The sequence below is a fragment of the Streptomyces sp. DvalAA-43 genome (assembly GCF_900091725.1).
Classification (GTDB): Bacteria; Actinomycetota; Actinomycetes; order Streptomycetales; family Streptomycetaceae; genus Streptomyces; species Streptomyces pulveraceus.
In genome coordinates this window covers 19,412-33,498 of the sequence record NZ_FMBW01000001.1, presented here as the reverse complement: position 1 = coordinate 33,498, position 14,087 = coordinate 19,412, and the positions used below count along the sequence as shown (strand labels likewise).

General features: G+C 71.3%; 17 protein-coding genes and 2 pseudogenes. 9 read left to right on the top strand and 10 right to left on the bottom strand.

Features of this window, described 5'->3' with window-relative positions; genetic code table 11:
* Positions 1–8: 8 nt before the first annotated feature.
* On the bottom strand, positions 9–296 hold the full coding sequence (locus tag GA0115234_RS00190; protein WP_237540961.1) for a DUF4190 domain-containing protein: 288 nt from the start codon (positions 294–296) through the stop codon (positions 9–11).
* 285 nt (positions 297–581) lie between these two features.
* Here GA0115234_RS00190 and GA0115234_RS00185 point away from each other — a divergent pair, with 285 nt between their 5' ends.
* Positions 582–1,886 carry a sensor histidine kinase gene (locus GA0115234_RS00185; protein ID WP_093538773.1) on the top strand — a complete coding sequence of 435 codons (1,305 nt, stop codon included), beginning with the start codon at positions 582–584 and terminating at the stop codon, positions 1,884–1,886.
* On the top strand, positions 1,883–2,614 hold the full coding sequence (locus GA0115234_RS00180) for a response regulator transcription factor (RefSeq protein WP_237540950.1): 732 nt from the start codon (positions 1,883–1,885) through the stop codon (positions 2,612–2,614). Before GA0115234_RS00185 ends, GA0115234_RS00180 begins: the two co-directional genes overlap by 4 nt.
* Positions 2,615–2,731: 117 nt before the next feature.
* Here the strand turns inward: GA0115234_RS00180 and GA0115234_RS00175 are convergent, their stop codons facing one another.
* From GA0115234_RS00175 to GA0115234_RS00150, 6 genes are all read right to left on the bottom strand, one after another.
* Positions 2,732–3,709 (bottom strand): GNAT family N-acetyltransferase, encoded by a 978-nt coding sequence (locus GA0115234_RS00175; protein ID WP_093538772.1) that lies wholly within the window; start codon positions 3,707–3,709, stop codon positions 2,732–2,734.
* Positions 3,710–3,827: 118 nt separating this feature from the next.
* Complete coding sequence (locus GA0115234_RS00170) at positions 3,828–4,484, bottom strand: NUDIX domain-containing protein (RefSeq protein ID WP_093538771.1); 657 nt, start codon at positions 4,482–4,484, stop codon at positions 3,828–3,830.
* A complete protein-coding gene (locus GA0115234_RS00165) occupies positions 4,481–4,858 on the bottom strand; it encodes a DUF4406 domain-containing protein (RefSeq protein ID WP_093538770.1) in 378 nt (125 codons plus the stop codon). The genes GA0115234_RS00170 and GA0115234_RS00165 overlap by 4 nt, the downstream gene beginning before the upstream one ends.
* A gap of 29 nt (positions 4,859–4,887) precedes the next feature.
* A complete protein-coding gene (locus GA0115234_RS00160) occupies positions 4,888–5,673 on the bottom strand; it encodes a DeoR/GlpR family DNA-binding transcription regulator (protein WP_093538769.1) in 786 nt (261 codons plus the stop codon).
* 132 nt (positions 5,674–5,805) lie between these two features.
* The gene (locus GA0115234_RS00155) at positions 5,806–6,735 is read right to left on the bottom strand and encodes an RNA polymerase sigma-70 factor (RefSeq protein WP_093538768.1); all 930 of its coding nucleotides are present in this window, start codon (positions 6,733–6,735) and stop codon (positions 5,806–5,808) included.
* Positions 6,736–6,911: 176 nt separating this feature from the next.
* The gene (locus GA0115234_RS00150) at positions 6,912–7,385 is read right to left on the bottom strand and encodes a carboxymuconolactone decarboxylase family protein (RefSeq protein WP_093538767.1); all 474 of its coding nucleotides are present in this window, start codon (positions 7,383–7,385) and stop codon (positions 6,912–6,914) included.
* Between the two features lie 283 nt (positions 7,386–7,668).
* Between GA0115234_RS00150 and GA0115234_RS00145 the strand changes: the two genes are divergently transcribed.
* Positions 7,669–8,031, top strand: a complete 363-nt coding sequence (locus GA0115234_RS00145; protein ID WP_141718346.1) for a hypothetical protein — start codon at positions 7,669–7,671, stop codon at positions 8,029–8,031.
* Between the two features lie 56 nt (positions 8,032–8,087).
* A pseudogene (locus GA0115234_RS00140) lies at positions 8,088–8,419 on the top strand (dienelactone hydrolase family protein); the annotation flags it as partial.
* Between the two features lie 3 nt (positions 8,420–8,422).
* Here GA0115234_RS00140 and def read toward each other — a convergent pair.
* Positions 8,423–9,085 carry a peptide deformylase gene (def, locus tag GA0115234_RS00135; protein ID WP_093538765.1) on the bottom strand — a complete coding sequence of 221 codons (663 nt, stop codon included), beginning with the start codon at positions 9,083–9,085 and terminating at the stop codon, positions 8,423–8,425.
* A gap of 104 nt (positions 9,086–9,189) precedes the next feature.
* Here def and GA0115234_RS00130 point away from each other — a divergent pair, with 104 nt between their 5' ends.
* The 4 genes from GA0115234_RS00130 (at position 9,190) to GA0115234_RS00115 (ending at position 11,960) form a co-directional block, all read left to right on the top strand.
* Positions 9,190–9,804, top strand: coding sequence for a winged helix-turn-helix domain-containing protein (locus GA0115234_RS00130; protein ID WP_093538764.1), 615 nt, complete (start codon positions 9,190–9,192; stop codon positions 9,802–9,804).
* A gap of 136 nt (positions 9,805–9,940) precedes the next feature.
* The gene (locus GA0115234_RS00125; RefSeq protein WP_093538763.1) at positions 9,941–10,351 is read left to right on the top strand and encodes a VOC family protein; all 411 of its coding nucleotides are present in this window, start codon (positions 9,941–9,943) and stop codon (positions 10,349–10,351) included.
* 117 nt (positions 10,352–10,468) lie between these two features.
* Positions 10,469–11,095 (top strand): glyoxalase, encoded by a 627-nt coding sequence (locus GA0115234_RS00120; RefSeq protein ID WP_093538851.1) that lies wholly within the window; start codon positions 10,469–10,471, stop codon positions 11,093–11,095.
* A gap of 223 nt (positions 11,096–11,318) precedes the next feature.
* Positions 11,319–11,960, top strand: coding sequence for a GNAT family N-acetyltransferase (locus GA0115234_RS00115; RefSeq protein WP_202553218.1), 642 nt, complete (start codon positions 11,319–11,321; stop codon positions 11,958–11,960).
* A gap of 51 nt (positions 11,961–12,011) precedes the next feature.
* On the opposite strand, the gene GA0115234_RS00110 is transcribed toward GA0115234_RS00115, so the two are convergent.
* A complete protein-coding gene (locus GA0115234_RS00110) occupies positions 12,012–12,746 on the bottom strand; it encodes a LysR family substrate-binding domain-containing protein (protein WP_256088489.1) in 735 nt (244 codons plus the stop codon).
* Between GA0115234_RS00110 and GA0115234_RS42930 the strand changes: the two are divergent.
* Positions 12,651–12,866, top strand: a pseudogene (locus tag GA0115234_RS42930) (DoxX family protein); the annotation flags it as partial. The gene GA0115234_RS00110 and the pseudogene GA0115234_RS42930 overlap by 96 nt on opposite strands.
* Here GA0115234_RS42930 and GA0115234_RS00105 read toward each other — a convergent pair.
* Positions 12,833–13,867 carry a cytochrome P450 gene (locus GA0115234_RS00105; protein WP_256088488.1) on the bottom strand — a complete coding sequence of 345 codons (1,035 nt, stop codon included), beginning with the start codon at positions 13,865–13,867 and terminating at the stop codon, positions 12,833–12,835. The pseudogene GA0115234_RS42930 and the gene GA0115234_RS00105 overlap by 34 nt on opposite strands.
* Between the last annotated feature and the right edge of the window lie 220 nt (positions 13,868–14,087).

Below are 14,087 nucleotides of genomic sequence, written 5' to 3'. Positions count from 1 at the left end.
GGTCCCGGTCAGTCCCCGCTGAGTTGCTGGTGAACGCACTGCCGGTACTGCTGGAAGCTGTCGGGCCGGTAGCACTTCTGCGTGTGGTCGGCGTACCAGGCCAGGAGGACGGCGACCAGGACGGACACCACGATCGCGAGGAACGACGTCAGCAGGCCGGTGACGGACATGCCCCGGCCGACGCCGGTACGCCTGGCCTTGATCAGGGCGACGACGCCCAGGACCAGGCCGATGACGCCGAGCGGGCCGCCGACGAAGACGATCGAGGTGATCAGGCTGATGATGCCGAGCACCATGGCAGCCACGGCTGTGCCATTCCTGCTGTTCCTGCTGTTCCTGGCGACCGGAGGCCGCAGGCCGGAGCCGGGACCTGGCCCGTTCGATACGGCCTCGGTCGGCGTCGCCGTGTGATGCGGCGACGTCTTCGTCCCTTGCGTGTTCATCATCAGTCCTCCCGTGAACTGGGCAGGACACGATCTTGGTGCGCGGGGTCCCTGCCGCACATCGCGGAAAGGCGGGAAAACGGCCTCCCTCGATCGGGGGAGGCCGCTGGGGAACGATCCGGTCATACTGGCCGCATCATGTTCAGGGGAATCCGGCCGCTGCTGCGCGGCTCCACGTATGCGGGTGCGCTGTTCGCCTATGGCGGCGCCTTCGCGAGCATCCCACTGCTGGTCCTCGCGCTGCTGCCGGTGGCGGAGTGGCGATCCGCCCCCTACGGGGTGCGGGTCGCTCTGGCCCTCGTGGTCTGGGCGGCACTGATCGGCGTGGTCGGGCTGGCCCGCACCACGCGGCGGGTGCTGATCGTGTGCGCCCGCCGCCTGCTGGGCGTTCCCTTGCCGGATCCGGTCGCCGTACGCCGGTCCACGAGCACTCCCGATGCCGGAGCGGCTCCCGCCGGGTCGGCCCCCGTCGCGCCGGCCTCCGCAGTGTCGTCCGCAGCCGACCGCCGGCGGACCTCGGTCTGGCTGCTGCTCCATGTGGCACTGGGGTGGGCCGGTGCCCTGGCGAGCGGTTTGCTGTTCCTCGCGGCCCTGATCCTGCCGGGGAAGTGGCTCGGCGCCGAGGCGGGGTTGAGCCTGTTCGGCTGGACGGTGCGGGCCACGGGCGGCTGGGGCAGCTGGGTGGCGGCCCTCGGCTGCCTGCTGCTGGCGGCGATCGTGTGCGTGGCGGTGACGTACGCCCTGCGGTGGCTGGCGCCGAGGCTGTTGGGGCCGTCGTCGGCCGAGCGGCTCGCACTGGCGGCCGAACGGGAGCTGCTGCTGGCCGAACGCAACCGGCTGGCCCACGAGTTGCACGACTCGATCGGGCACACGCTGACGGCGACCACGATCCAGGCGGCGGTGGCGGGCGAGGTGCTCTCCGCCGACCCGGTGGCCGCGCGGGCCGCCCTGCGCAGCATCGAGGAGTCGGCACGGGCCGCGCTGGAGGACCTGGACTACGTGCTGGGCGTGCTGCGCGAGGAGAAGACGGGGACGGCGCCGACCCGCACCCTGGCCGACCTGCCCGAGCTGCTGGACCGGTTGCGGCATGCGGGAGCGGTGGTGGAGCCGGAGCTGACGGGCGAGCTGGCGCAGGTGCAGGGGACGGCTTCCCGGGCGGCGTACCGCATCCTCCAGGAGGGGCTGACCAACGCGTTGCGGCACGGGGCGGGCGGCCCGATCGGGGTCAGGGTGGCCGCCGCGCCGGACGGACTGGAGCTCAGCGTGGTCAACCGGACCGGGGCGGGCACGGGCAGGAGCCCGGGTGCCTTCCCGACGTCCGGGCACGGTCTGCCCGGACTGGCCGAGCGCGTACGGCTGCTGCACGGCGAGATCGAGGCCGGCCCGGACGGGCCGCGGCGCTGGCGGCTGACGGTGCGCCTGCCGGTACGGTTGCCCGCATGATCGGCCCCGCGACCACCGGCCCCGGCCCCGCAACCGCCACCGGCTCCACCGCCACCACCAGCCCCGTCGGCACCCCCGTCACGCTTCTGATCGCGGACGACGACGAGGTGACCCGCAGCGGTCTGCGCACGCTGCTCACGGCACAGCCGGGGATCACGGTGGTCGGGGAGGCCGCCGACGGCGTCGAGGCGGTCGATCAGGCGCGGGAGCTGCGGCCGGACGTGGTGCTGATGGATGTGCGGATGCCGCGCCGCAACGGGATCGAGGCCACCCGGCAGTTGCTGGCCGGGTCGGCCACACCGCCGAAGGTCGTGGTGATCACCACCTTCGAGAACGACGGCTATGTCACCGCCGCGCTCAGCGCCGGGGCCAGCGGGTTCGTCCTCAAGCGGCGCCCGGTCCGGGAGATCGCGGAGGCGGTACGCGTGGTGGCGGCGGGAGAGGCGATCCTCTTCCCGGCGGCCCTGCGCCGGATGGTCGCCGCCCGCCCGTTGGGCTCCGCCGAGGCGCTGCCGAAGGCGGCGCTGACGGGGCGGGAGGAGGAGGTGCTGCGATCGATGGCCACCGGCCTGTCCAACCCGGAGATCGCGGAGTCCCTCACGGTGAGCCTGGAGACGGTGAAGACCCACGTCGGGAACGTGCTGACCAAGCTCGGCGCGCAGAACCGGACCCACGCGGTGGTCATCGCGTACGAGTCCGGTCTGGTGGTGCCGGGCTTCACCGGCTGACGCGCCCGGACGCGAGCCCGGGGCGGCCCGTGCCGGACGGGACCGGCACGTGCCCGGTACGTACCGGACCGGCAAGTACCTGGTACGTACCGGACCGGACCGTTACCGGCGGCGCCCCTACTTCTCGTCGTCCCAGGCCATCGAGCTCATCCGCCAGCCGACAGGCGTCCGCAGGAACTGGGTGGTCTTGCGGCCCGAGCCCTCGAACCACTTGCCGTCGAGGACACCGGACTTCCGGTACTCGCTGAACCGGTGCGCGACGGACCCGAAGATCTCGGTCCGCTCGGCGACCTCCCACTCGGAGAACTCCGTCACCGTCCCGTCGGTGAGCAGCTTCTCCCGGGGCTCGATGAACGAGTCGAGATCGTAGATCACGGGCTCGTCCCCGACGTTCGAGACGATCGTCCCCTGCGGAATGAACACCTCACGGACGACATGGAGGTTCGGCCGGCTGCCGCCGATGGTGGCGAACGCGCCGAGAAAGGCGTGCATCAGCCGGTCCAGCTCGGCCTTGACGTCGGAGACGGGCTCCTCTTCCACGGGCCCCGCGCCCCCGGGCGGCCATTCCCCGGCGAGGACCGACCAGACTTCGCTGTCGTGCCGCACCCCCTGGTGCGGGAAGCGCTGCCGCAGCACACCGTCACGGGTCATCCCGAGCCGCCGCGCGACCTCGATGCTGCGGGTGTTGCCCGCCGAGACCCACCACTCGACCCGGTTCATCCCGCGTTCCGTGAAGGCCCAGTCGATCAGCGCCCGGCAGGCCCGGGTCACCAACCCCCGGCCTTCCCCGGCCGCCTCCAGCCAGCAGCCGATCTCGCACACCCCGGAGGCGCGGTCGAAGCGGGTGAACATGACGCCACCGACCAGTGTGCCGTCCAGCCAGATGCCGTAGATCCGGGCGGAGTCCTCGGCCTGCTTGTCGGCGTAACGCTGGAGGACGGCCGTGGCGGAGGCGAGGCCGGTGCTGAGGGTCGCCCACGGTATCCACGGATCCACGGAGGGCCGCGCGCGGTCGATATGAGCGAGGAACTCCTGGGCGTGCCAGGGCTCCAGGGGGCGGAGCCGAGCAGTGTGGCCGAGCGGCAGTGCGAACACGGATACCTCATCCCGGGGTACGTGAAGAGCGTGCGGAACGTACGTAGGTCAGCAGCATGCCGCCCGCACCCGGAGACCGTGAAGCCCTCGGGCGCGTCCCGGAACGGCTCCTGTCACCTCATGGCGCGAACGGCCCGTCGAGCGCGGCCCACTGGAGCAGCATGATGGTCTTGGCGTCGGCGATCGTGCCGTTGCGGATCCGGTCCAGCGCCTCGGTGAAGGGCAGCTCCACGGTGGTGATGTCCTCGCCCTCGGCGGCGATCCCACCGCCGCCGGTGACAGGGGCGGCCGTGTCGTAGGGGGCGGCGAAGAAGTGCAGGCGCTCGGTGACCGAGCCGGGGCTCATATAGACGTCGAAGACATGCTCGACGGCGCCCACGGTGTGCCCGGTCTCCTCGGCGGCCTCCCGGCGGATCGCCTCCTCGGGGCCGTCACCGTCCAGGAGCCCGGCGGCGGTTTCGAGCAGCATGCCGTCGGGATGTCCGTTGACATAGGCGGGCAGCCGGAACTGACGGGTCAGCAGTACGGTGCGCCGTCCGGTGTTGTGGAGCAGGATGGTCGCCCCGTCACCACGGTCGTACGTCTCGCGCTGCTCGCGGCTCCAGTGTCCGTCGCCGTGCCGGTAGTCGAAGGTGGTCTTCCGCAGGACGTACCAGTCGCTGGAGAGCAGCTCCACCTCGCGGATCCGCACGCGCGGGTTGCCGGTGAGGTCGCGGCCGTGCCGGTCCAGGCCGGTGCGGCCGCGCCGGTCGGGGGTGTCGATGCCGGCGGTCACCGGGCGGCCGGTACGGCGGCGAGACCGGCAAAGACGTCCTTGCCCTGCGCACGGGCCAGGGCGACCATCAGGTCCGCCCCCTCCGAGGGGCCGCCGATCCGCAGGACGGCGTCGCAGCGGGAGAGCAGCCGTTCGGCGACGGGGTGGAAGATCTCCCGGAAGAGCGGGTCACCCGGGCCGGTGCTGCCGGCCGTCTCCAGGAGCGGCAGGGCGAGGGCCTCGCCGGTGACGGGCAGGTGCCCGGCGCGGAACAGGACGAGAGCCGCTTCGTTCATCGCCCGTACGTTGGCTTCGAGCGCGTGGGGGTCGTCGTCGGTGCCGGAGCGGTAGGGGCCCGCGACAAGAATCATCAGTGCGCGTGGAACGCTGCTCATGACCGGTTCACTCCTCGGGTGGGGCGCATTCAGACCAGGCGGCTGTCGACGCCCGCGTCCCGCAGGGCGTCCAGGGTCTCCGGGCCGCTGGGGTGCGTGGCGGCGTCCTCGGCCGCCCTGTCCGTGACGAAGTGGTGCACGGCGCCGAGCGGGGCGACCCGGCTGAACGCGCGTACTCCCAGCTTGGTGGCGTCCGCCACCGCGATGGTGCGGGTGGCCCGGGTGAGCCCGACCTGTTTGACGGCCGCGTCGTCCAGCGAGAACTCCGACCAGCCGTGCTCGGCGTGCACACCGCCGATGGACATCACGAAGCAGTCGAAGGCCAGCGACTCCAGGGTGCGCAGCGCCAGCGGGCCGACGAGGGAGCGTTCGGCAGGACGGGAGCGGCCGCCCACGACCAACAGGTCGATCCCGGGCCGGTCGGCCAGGCTCAGCGCTGCCTGCAGGCTGAGCACGGCGACCGTCAGCGGCGCACGGGCGGCCAGGTGCGCCGCGACGTGCACGGTCGTGGTCCCGGCGTCGAGCAGCACCCGCGATCCCGGCTCCACCATGGCGGCCACGGCCGCCCCGAGCCGGTCCTTGGTGGCTGCCTGCCACGGCTCCCGCGCGGCGAACCCCGCGTCCTCGTCGCGCGGGCGGGTGGCGACGGCGCCCCCGTGCACCCTGCGCACCAGGCCCTGCTGCTCCAGCGCGTCGAGGTCCCTGCGCACGGTCATTTCCGAGACGCCCAGACGATGGGAGAGCTCCGACACGGAAACCCGGTCGGAGCCCTGCACCAATCGCAGGGTCAGGTCCAGACGATTGGCGACACCCATGCCTCAATTTCTATCACGCAAGAGTTCAAATGAACATCTCCGTGTGCGAATGCTGATCGCGGGATGACCGGGACGATCGTGCCGCCCGCCCCTTTCTCTCTCCCTCTCCCTCCCCTCGAAGCCGGAGTCAGCTCATCCCCGACTCATCCCCCGACGGGCCCGCTTCACCTCGCGGTCGATGGCCCAGGCGTCGGCGACCGGCCCGAGGTGGCCGAGCTTGTCGGGATTGATCACCCCACGGACGGTCTGGACCTTCCCGTCGAGCACGTCGAGGACCAGGGCGTGCAGGACCCTGCCGTCCCGGTCGCGGAAGACCGCGCCGGGCTGGCCGTTGACCTCGCGCGGCTCGGACGTCACGTCGATCCGGAGCAGCCAGGGGAAGGCCGCGCCCAGCACCCGGGCCACCTTCTCCGCGCCCACGACGGCATTGGCCAGCTGCGGGGCCTTGCCGCCGCTGTCCCCGACCAGCTGCGCGTCGGCGGCCAGCATGTCCTGCAGCCCGCCCACATCCCCGTTCATCAGCGCGTCGAAGAACCGCGTCGCCAGCTCCCGCCGCTCCCGGGAGTCCGCCGCGAACCGCGGTCGCCCGGCCTCCATGTGCCGCCGCGCCCGCACCAGCAACTGCCGGCACGCCGCCTCCGAACGCCCCACCGCCGAGGCGATCTCGTCGAACCCGAAGGCGAACACCTCCCGCAGCAGGAAAACCGCCCGCTCCAGCGGGCTGAGCCGCTCCATCAGCAGCAGCGCCGCCATCGACACCGAGTCGGCCAGCTCCGCCGACCGCGCCGGATCCTGATACGGATCGCTCAGCAGCGGCTCGGGGAACCACGGCCCGACGTACTCCTCCCGCCGCACCCGCGCGGAGCGCAGTACATCGATCGAGATCCGGGTCACGGCCGTCGACAGAAAGGCCTTGGCCGACGTGGGCCGGGTCGCCGAGGCGTCGAAGCGCAGCCATGTCTCCTGCACCGCGTCCTCGGCCTCGCTCACACTGCCCAGAATCCGGTAGGCGATCGAGAACAGCAGCGGCCGCAGTTCCTCGAAGTCCTCGACCTTGCTCACACCGACTCAGCTCCCCTGGTGTCTTCCCGCTGATGCCTTCCCGCCCGACCGTACGCGTGGGCACAGGCGGCTTCTCCTGGCCGGTCCCGGCAACCGGCCGGACCACCGGCCGGACCACCGGCTCGGGCCGGGACGATTCCCCGGACCCGGGCCGGTGGCTCATCGGCCGGTGCCGTTCAGTGGAACTGGCCCGGCTCGTAACCACCGGCCGGCTGCTGGGCGATGACGTTCAGCCGGTTCGCCGTGTTCATGAAGGAGACCAGGACCACCAGGGCGTTGAGCTGCTCCTCGTCGTAGTGCTTGGCGGCATCGGCCCACGCCTCGTCGGTGACCCCACCGGCCCCGTCCGCGATCCTGGTCCCCTGCTCCGCCAGCTCCAGCGCGGCACGCTCCGCCTCGGTGAAGACCGTGGCCTCCCGCCAGGCCGCCACCAGGTGCAGCCGCACCGAGGTCTCTCCGGCGGCTGCGGCGTCCTTGGTGTGCATGTCGATGCAGAAGGCGCAGCCATTGATCTGGCTCACCCGCAACGCCACCAGCTCCTGCGTAGCGGCAGGCAGTGCCGATTCCTTGATCGCCTTGCCCGCCGACATGAGGTGCTTGAAGGCCTTGCCCGCGGTCGGGCTGGCGAAGTAGTTCAGTCGCGCGTCCATGGTGTGCTCCTCCGTGGTCGTCCGTGGCTACACCCTTGGGACGAGACAGCCCGGCCGCCTGTGACACGGACGGGTGTGTGACCTGGGCCTCTCCGCCGGTGTGACAGGGGACGGGGCACCGAGCCGCGCTCCCGTCGGCCTGCTTGTCGTCACCGGGACCGCGACTTCGGGCGAGGTGTTGCGGCGCTATCGTTCTCTGCCGGCCACGGACTGAGCGGCTCGACCGAGAGACTGACGACACCGAACTGTGGCGGCTGGGGGAATGGGCATGGGGGACAGCGGGATGACAGAAGTACGCCGGGAACATCCGTGTGCCGAGCGGCTGACAGAAGGACTGACCATCGCCGTGGCGTCGGGCCTCTCGTTCTTCCTGCTGGCCGGCCCAGCGGTGTTCTTCGGCACGGCCGCCCGGCAACTGATCACCGACACCGACACCGGCACCACCGCGCTCGGCCGCTTCTCGGCGCCGGTGATCTTCCTCGCCCTCATGGCGCTGCCGCTCGTCCTGGCCCGCGCGGTGTTCCGCTCAGGCCGGCGCAAGGGCAGGAGGCGACTGACGGCGGCGGTCCCGGCGGTGCTGGCGCTGCTCGGAGGGTCCGTCGTGCCCTTCGCCGCTCTGTGTCTCATGTTCGTGTACGCGAACTGACCTTTGGCTACGGCGGATCGGTCCGACGTGTACAGGAACGGGCGCCAGGCTCAGGAGTGCTGGGTGTGGTGGTCCAGCAGGCGTGTGAGCAGCTGTACCTGGACGCCTTCGGCCTTGTGGTCCGTACTGGAGGAGATGGCCCGCGAACTGGCCGGGCACGGGTACTACGTACTCGTCCCCAACGTCTTCTACCGGCATGGTCCGGCCCCCGTCGTCGCCCTCCCCGAGCACATCGGGGAGGAAGCCCGGCCCGCGCTCTTCGCTCAGCTGATGCCCTTGATCGAGGCGCACACCACCGAACGCGCCCTGCGCGACGCCGACGCCTACGTCGGTTTCCTCACCGCCCAGCCCGAGGCCGACGCCGGACCGGTCGCGGTGACCCGGGGCCGGATCAGTGCTTGCCCAGCTTCGCGGCCATGGCGGCGCGCCGGGCGAACATCTCGTCCTTGGACCCGGCCATCTCGCGCAGGGCAGCCTTTCGTTCCCGCTGGGGGAGCCGGTCCAGATAGAGGTGGCCGTCGAGGTGGTCCGTCTCGTGCTGCAGGCACCGGGCGAAGTAACCCCGGCCCTCGATCACCAGTGGTTCGCCTTCCTTGTCGCGGCCCCGTACGACGGCACGGTCGAGGCGGGGCACCACACGGTACGGGCCGGGAACGGACAGGCACCCTTCGGATTCCTCGACCAGCCTGCGGTGTTCGGCCGGCACCTCGTCCAGGACGGGATTGGCGATGTGCCCGACATGGCGAACCCCCCACTCGTCCGTGATGTCCCACACGAACAACCGCAGATCCACGTCGACCTGGTTGGCGGCGAGCCCCGCCCCCTCCGCCGCCTGGTTCGTGGCGAACATGTCGTCGATCAGCCGCGAGAGTTCCGGTGTGCCGAACCGGGTGACCTCCTGGCACCGGCGGCGCAGGATCTCCTCGCCGACGACGGTGATGCGGCGCACCGCACCCCGCTCCACCTCCGGTGCGAGCCGGGGGAAGGAGTCGACGGGTACGCCCTGCACACGTACCCGGCGGTCGTGTGAGGTGTCACCGGACCGAACAGCCATGGATCATCAACGCCTTCCGCACATGCCTGATCCGGTCGGGGCCGAACCCCGGCCGACGGCAACCCAGTTGACCGAATGCTTTGCAAAGTAGCATCCTTTGCAAAGTGAGTGATGAGAACCGTCGAACAGCATCCGCGGGACCGCCGTCGCAGCGCGCCCGGCAGTCCCTCCCGGACCATCCCCTGCGCGTCGCCCTGCTGGACCTGCTCGCCGAGGTCGGCACCGTCACGTCCACGCAGGCCGCCGCCCGTCTCGGCCACAGCTCCGGCCTCTGCTCGTTCCATCTGCGCCAGCTCGCCCGGCACGGTCTCATCGAAGAGGCACCGCACAAGGGCGGGCGGGCACGGCCGTGGCGGCTCCGCTGGGATTCCCCCCACCGGTCCGGTCAGGAAGCGCCGGAAGAGTTCGACGTGCTCGCACGCGGGCTGGAGGACGAGAGCTACCAGCACTGGCTGGCCCACCGGGACCAGGCGCCGGCCGAGTGGCAGCACGACGAGTCCTTCAGCGCCGTCGTCCACCTCACGCCGGCGGAGATGACCGAGCTCGCCGCCTCCATCCGCCTCCTGCTGGCCGACTACCGCGAACGGGACCGGCACCCCGCCGCACGCCCGGCGGGCACCGTCGCCGTGGCCGCGGTCACCAGACTGTTCCCCCTGCTGGCCGAGAACCCCGTGCCGCCGCCGCCCGCCCCGCGCCGAGGTGCTGGGGCGACCGATTGAGCCGCCGAAGGCAGTCGGCCGGGGACCTCGATGGAGCCTCGGCCTTGCGTGAGGTCAAGGGTGTGGTCTTCGAGTGTGGTCATCGAGCGGGATTTCGCGAGGTGCGGGTCGCGGAACCGTGCCTAGCATGATCGTTATGGACATCACCATTCACACGAGCTTCCTCCCGCACGACGACCCGGAGGAGTCCCTGGCCTTCTACCGCGACGTCCTCGGCTTCGAGGTCCGCAGCGATGTCGGGCAGGGCAAGATGCGCTGGATCACGGTCGGCCCCGTCGGCCAGCCCAGTACGTCCATCCTCCTGGCACCGCCGGTCGCCGACCCCGGGGTCACCGAGGACGAGCGCCGCACCATCGCCGAGATGATGGCCAAGGGCACCTACGGCTGGATCCTGCTGGCCACCCGGGATCTCGACGGCACCTTCGGCCAGGTGCAGGCCGGGGGCGCCGAGGTCGTCCAGGAGCCGACCGAGCAGCCGTACGGCATCCGCGACTGCGCCTTCCGCGATCCCGCGGGCAACCTGGTCCGCATCCAGGAACTGCGCTGAGCCGTCCGGCAGTGGGCCGGGTGCCATCGGCAGGCCGCCAGGTGCGGCGGAACGGGTGCCAGGACCGGTCAGGAATCAAGAAGCACCGGCCGTCGAGCCGCAATTAGCGTGACGGACATGGCATCCATCGCAACCGTCACCCTCGAAGTCGCCGACCCCGCGGCCGCCCAACACTTCTGCACCACCGCCTTCGGCCTGGACACCCAGGTGCGGCTGCGGGCCTCGGAGGCACCCACGACCGGCTTCCGCGGGTTCACGCTCGCACTCACGGTGTCCCGGCCGGGCACCGTCGACAGCCTCATCGACGCCGCCCTCGACGCGGGTGCGACGTCGCTGAAGCCCGCCGCGAAGTCCTTCTGGGGCTACGGCGGCGTCGTACAGGCCCCGGACGGGACGATCTGGAAGGTCGCGACCTCCGCGAAGAAGGACACCGGCCCCGCGACCCGGCAGATCGACGAGATCGTGCTCCTGCTGGGAGTCGCGGACGTGGTTGCGAGCAAGCGGTTCTACGCCGGTCGAGGTCTTGCCGTGGCGAAGAGCTTCAGCCGCGTGTACGTCGAGTTCGCCGCCGGGGCGAGCCCCGTCAAGCTGGCGCTGTACAGGCGCCGTGCCCTTGCCAAGGACGTCGGTGTCCCGCCCGAGGGCAGCGGATCGCACGGGCTCGTGATCGGCGGCGACGCCGGGCCCTTCACCGACCCGGACGGATTCGCCTGGGAGGCCGCAGCGCCGGCACTCGCACCGTGACCCGCGCTGCCCGTCCGACGCCGCCGTCCAACGCCGCCGTGTGCCGTGTGCTGTCGAGCCGGACCGGAGCGGATCGTGGAGGGATCGCGCCGCGATGGTGCGGCGGTGGTGGAGCCGGGCATGATCGCCCCGGCAGATTTGCGTGGCACGGGGTCCGCCGGGGCGATCCGCTCACCACGGGACCTGCCGCAGGGCCCGCCGCAGGACCGAGGAGTTGTTCACGGTGTCGTCCCCAGTACCGTTCTCACCCGATCAGTTGACCATCGTCCCGGCCAACGAGGCATCCCGGGAGGACATCGCCGCCGTTTTCGGCACCACCGACGCGGGCCGCTGCCAGTGCCAGCGGTTCAAGGTCGCCGGCTGGATCTGGCGTGACACCACCCATCAGGAGCGGACCGAGATGCTCGGTTCCCGGACGGCCTGCGGCATCCCGGCCGCCGCCGACACATCGGGCCTGGTGGCGTACGTCGACGGCGAACCCGCAGGCTGGGCCGCGGTCCAGCCCCGTACCGCCTACCCCAAGCTGCGCACCTCGCGCGTGGTGTGGGCGGGCCGGGACGAGGACAAGGACGACGACGGGGTCTGGGCGGTGACCTGTCTCGTGGTCCGCAAGGAGTACCGGTGCAGGGGACTGACCTACCCCCTCGCCGCTGCCGCCGTCGCCCACGCCCGCGACCGTGGCGCCCGCGCCCTTGAGGCCTACCCGATGATCACTCACCCCGGCAAGCAGATCACCTGGGGCGAACTCCATGTGGGCGCCCACCAGGTCTTCGAGGAGGCCGGGCTGAAGGAGGTCACCCGCCCCACGGTCCGGCGCGCGGTGATGCGGATCGACTTCGCGGACACGCCTCGGGGCCTGTCCTGAAGACGTGTTGCGGATACGCCTCGGGCCTGTCGCGATCACGGGTCGCGGGGATCAACCGGTGACGTCCGCTGGTCGTGGCCGGTTGTCGAGGCAGCAGCGTACGAAGTCCTGGACGACCGGATCGGTGTCGTCGGCGCGGGCCCACGCGACGCCGACCTGACTGGGGCCGATGCCGCTGACGGGGCGGTAGACGATTCCCGGGCGGGCGTAGAAGCGAGCGGCGGAGGCGGGGGCCAGGGCCGTGCCGTAGCCATTGGCGATGGCGCTGAGCCAGTCGTCCGGCCGGTCGGTGACGGCACCGATGCGGACCGGGTGGCCCTCGCGTTCGTCGGTGGCCAGCCAGTAGTCCCGCCACCGGCCCGACCCGGGCGGGGCGGCCACGAACGGCTCGTCCCACAGCTCCCGGAAGGGGATCACCTCGCGTACGGCGAGAGGGTGCCCGGCGGGGAGGGCGACCCAGCGCGGCTCGGAGAACAGCACCTCGGTCCGCAGGGCGTCCTGGCCGGGGAAGGGCATCCGTACCAGCGCGGCATCGGCATCCCCGTCGGTGAGCCCGGCGCTCGGCTCCGACCAGGCGGCCTGCCGCATGTCCACCCGCCAGCCCGGTCGGCGCCGGGCGAACTCCGCGATGATGTGGGTCTCCCGCAGACCTGGCTTCCGTGGCTCGCCACGCTCAAGGCCGCGGGGGCCGCCGGCCTCCTGCTCGGGCTCCTGGGTGTTCCGGTCATCGGCGCCGCCGCCGCGACGGGACTCGTCCTCTTCTTCGTCGGGGCCATCGCCGCACACATCCGCGCTCGCGTCCACCACAACATCCTTTCCCCCGCCTGCTACCTGGGACTGGCCGTCGCGTCCCTCGCCCTCGCCGTAGTGCGCTACCAGGTGACGGGAAGCCTGTCCACGCCGTAGACCATGTCCTCCCGAAAGCAGAGCTCCTCGAACGGGGCGGCGAGCCGCAGCCCGGGGACCCGACGCAGCAGGGTCGGCAGGGCGATCTGGAGTTCCGCCCGTGCCAGTGCCTGGCCGAGGCACTGGTGGGGGCCGAAGCTGAACGCCAGGTGGTGGCGCGTGTCGCGGGTGAGGTCGAGCCGGTCGCCGTTCGGGAACATCCCTGCGTCACGGTTGGCGGTGGAGAGCATCAGCATCACGCCTTCGCCCGCCCGGATCACGGTGCCGTCGACATCGATGTCCTCAAGCGCGGCACGGGGCACTCCGAGTTGCAGGATGCTGAGATAGCGCAGCAGTTCCTCCACAGCACCTGTCGCCAGATCACCGTCCGCGCGCAGGAGGTCGGCCTGGACGGGATGACGCAGCAGAGCCAGGACGCCGAGCGCGGTCATGTCGACGGTGGTCCAGTGGCCGGCGGTCAGCAGAAGTCTGCCCATCGAGGCGAGTTCCTCGGCGGCGACGTCCTCCCGCGTGGCGAGCCGACCGAGAACGCTCTCGTCGGGCGAACGACGCTTGTGCGCTGCGAGGTCGGTCAGGTACTCGGTCAGCGCGGCGATGGCCGCTTCCAACGCGTCAAGGTCCGGATCGAGCCGGGACATGACGCGGCTGTGTTCCAGAAGGAACACATGGTCCTCGTAGGGCAGGCCCAGCAGCTCGAAGATGACTCGCGAGGCCACCGGTACCGCGAAGCCGGCCACCAGGTCGGCCGGCCCGCCCTCCGCCACGAAGACGTCGAGCGTCTCGTCGACCACCTGCCGCATCCGCGGACGCATCTCCTCGACCCGCCTGGCGATGAAGCCGCCCATGAGCATCCGTCGTTGACGGACGTGCTCAGCATCGTCCAGCCGGATGAAGGACACGGTGCTGCGGCCCAGCAACTCGTGCCGGCTCCGGGACAGCAGCGGAAAGCCGGGAGCCCGGACGTCGGCGCTCAGGCGCCGGTCACCGAGCAGAGACCTCACGTGCTCGTACCCGGTCACCAACGTACAGAGCGAACCATCCCAAAGACGCGCCCGGACAACCGGCCCCGGACACGATTCCTGTCGGTAGTCGGGCGGAGGGTCGAAGGGACAGCCGGCCGTACGCAGGGCGGGGAAGTCGATGACCCGGTCGGAACCGGTGGCTTCGGAGATCACAGGCTGGACACCTCGACGAGAACGACGGCAGATGCGCCCCCAGCAC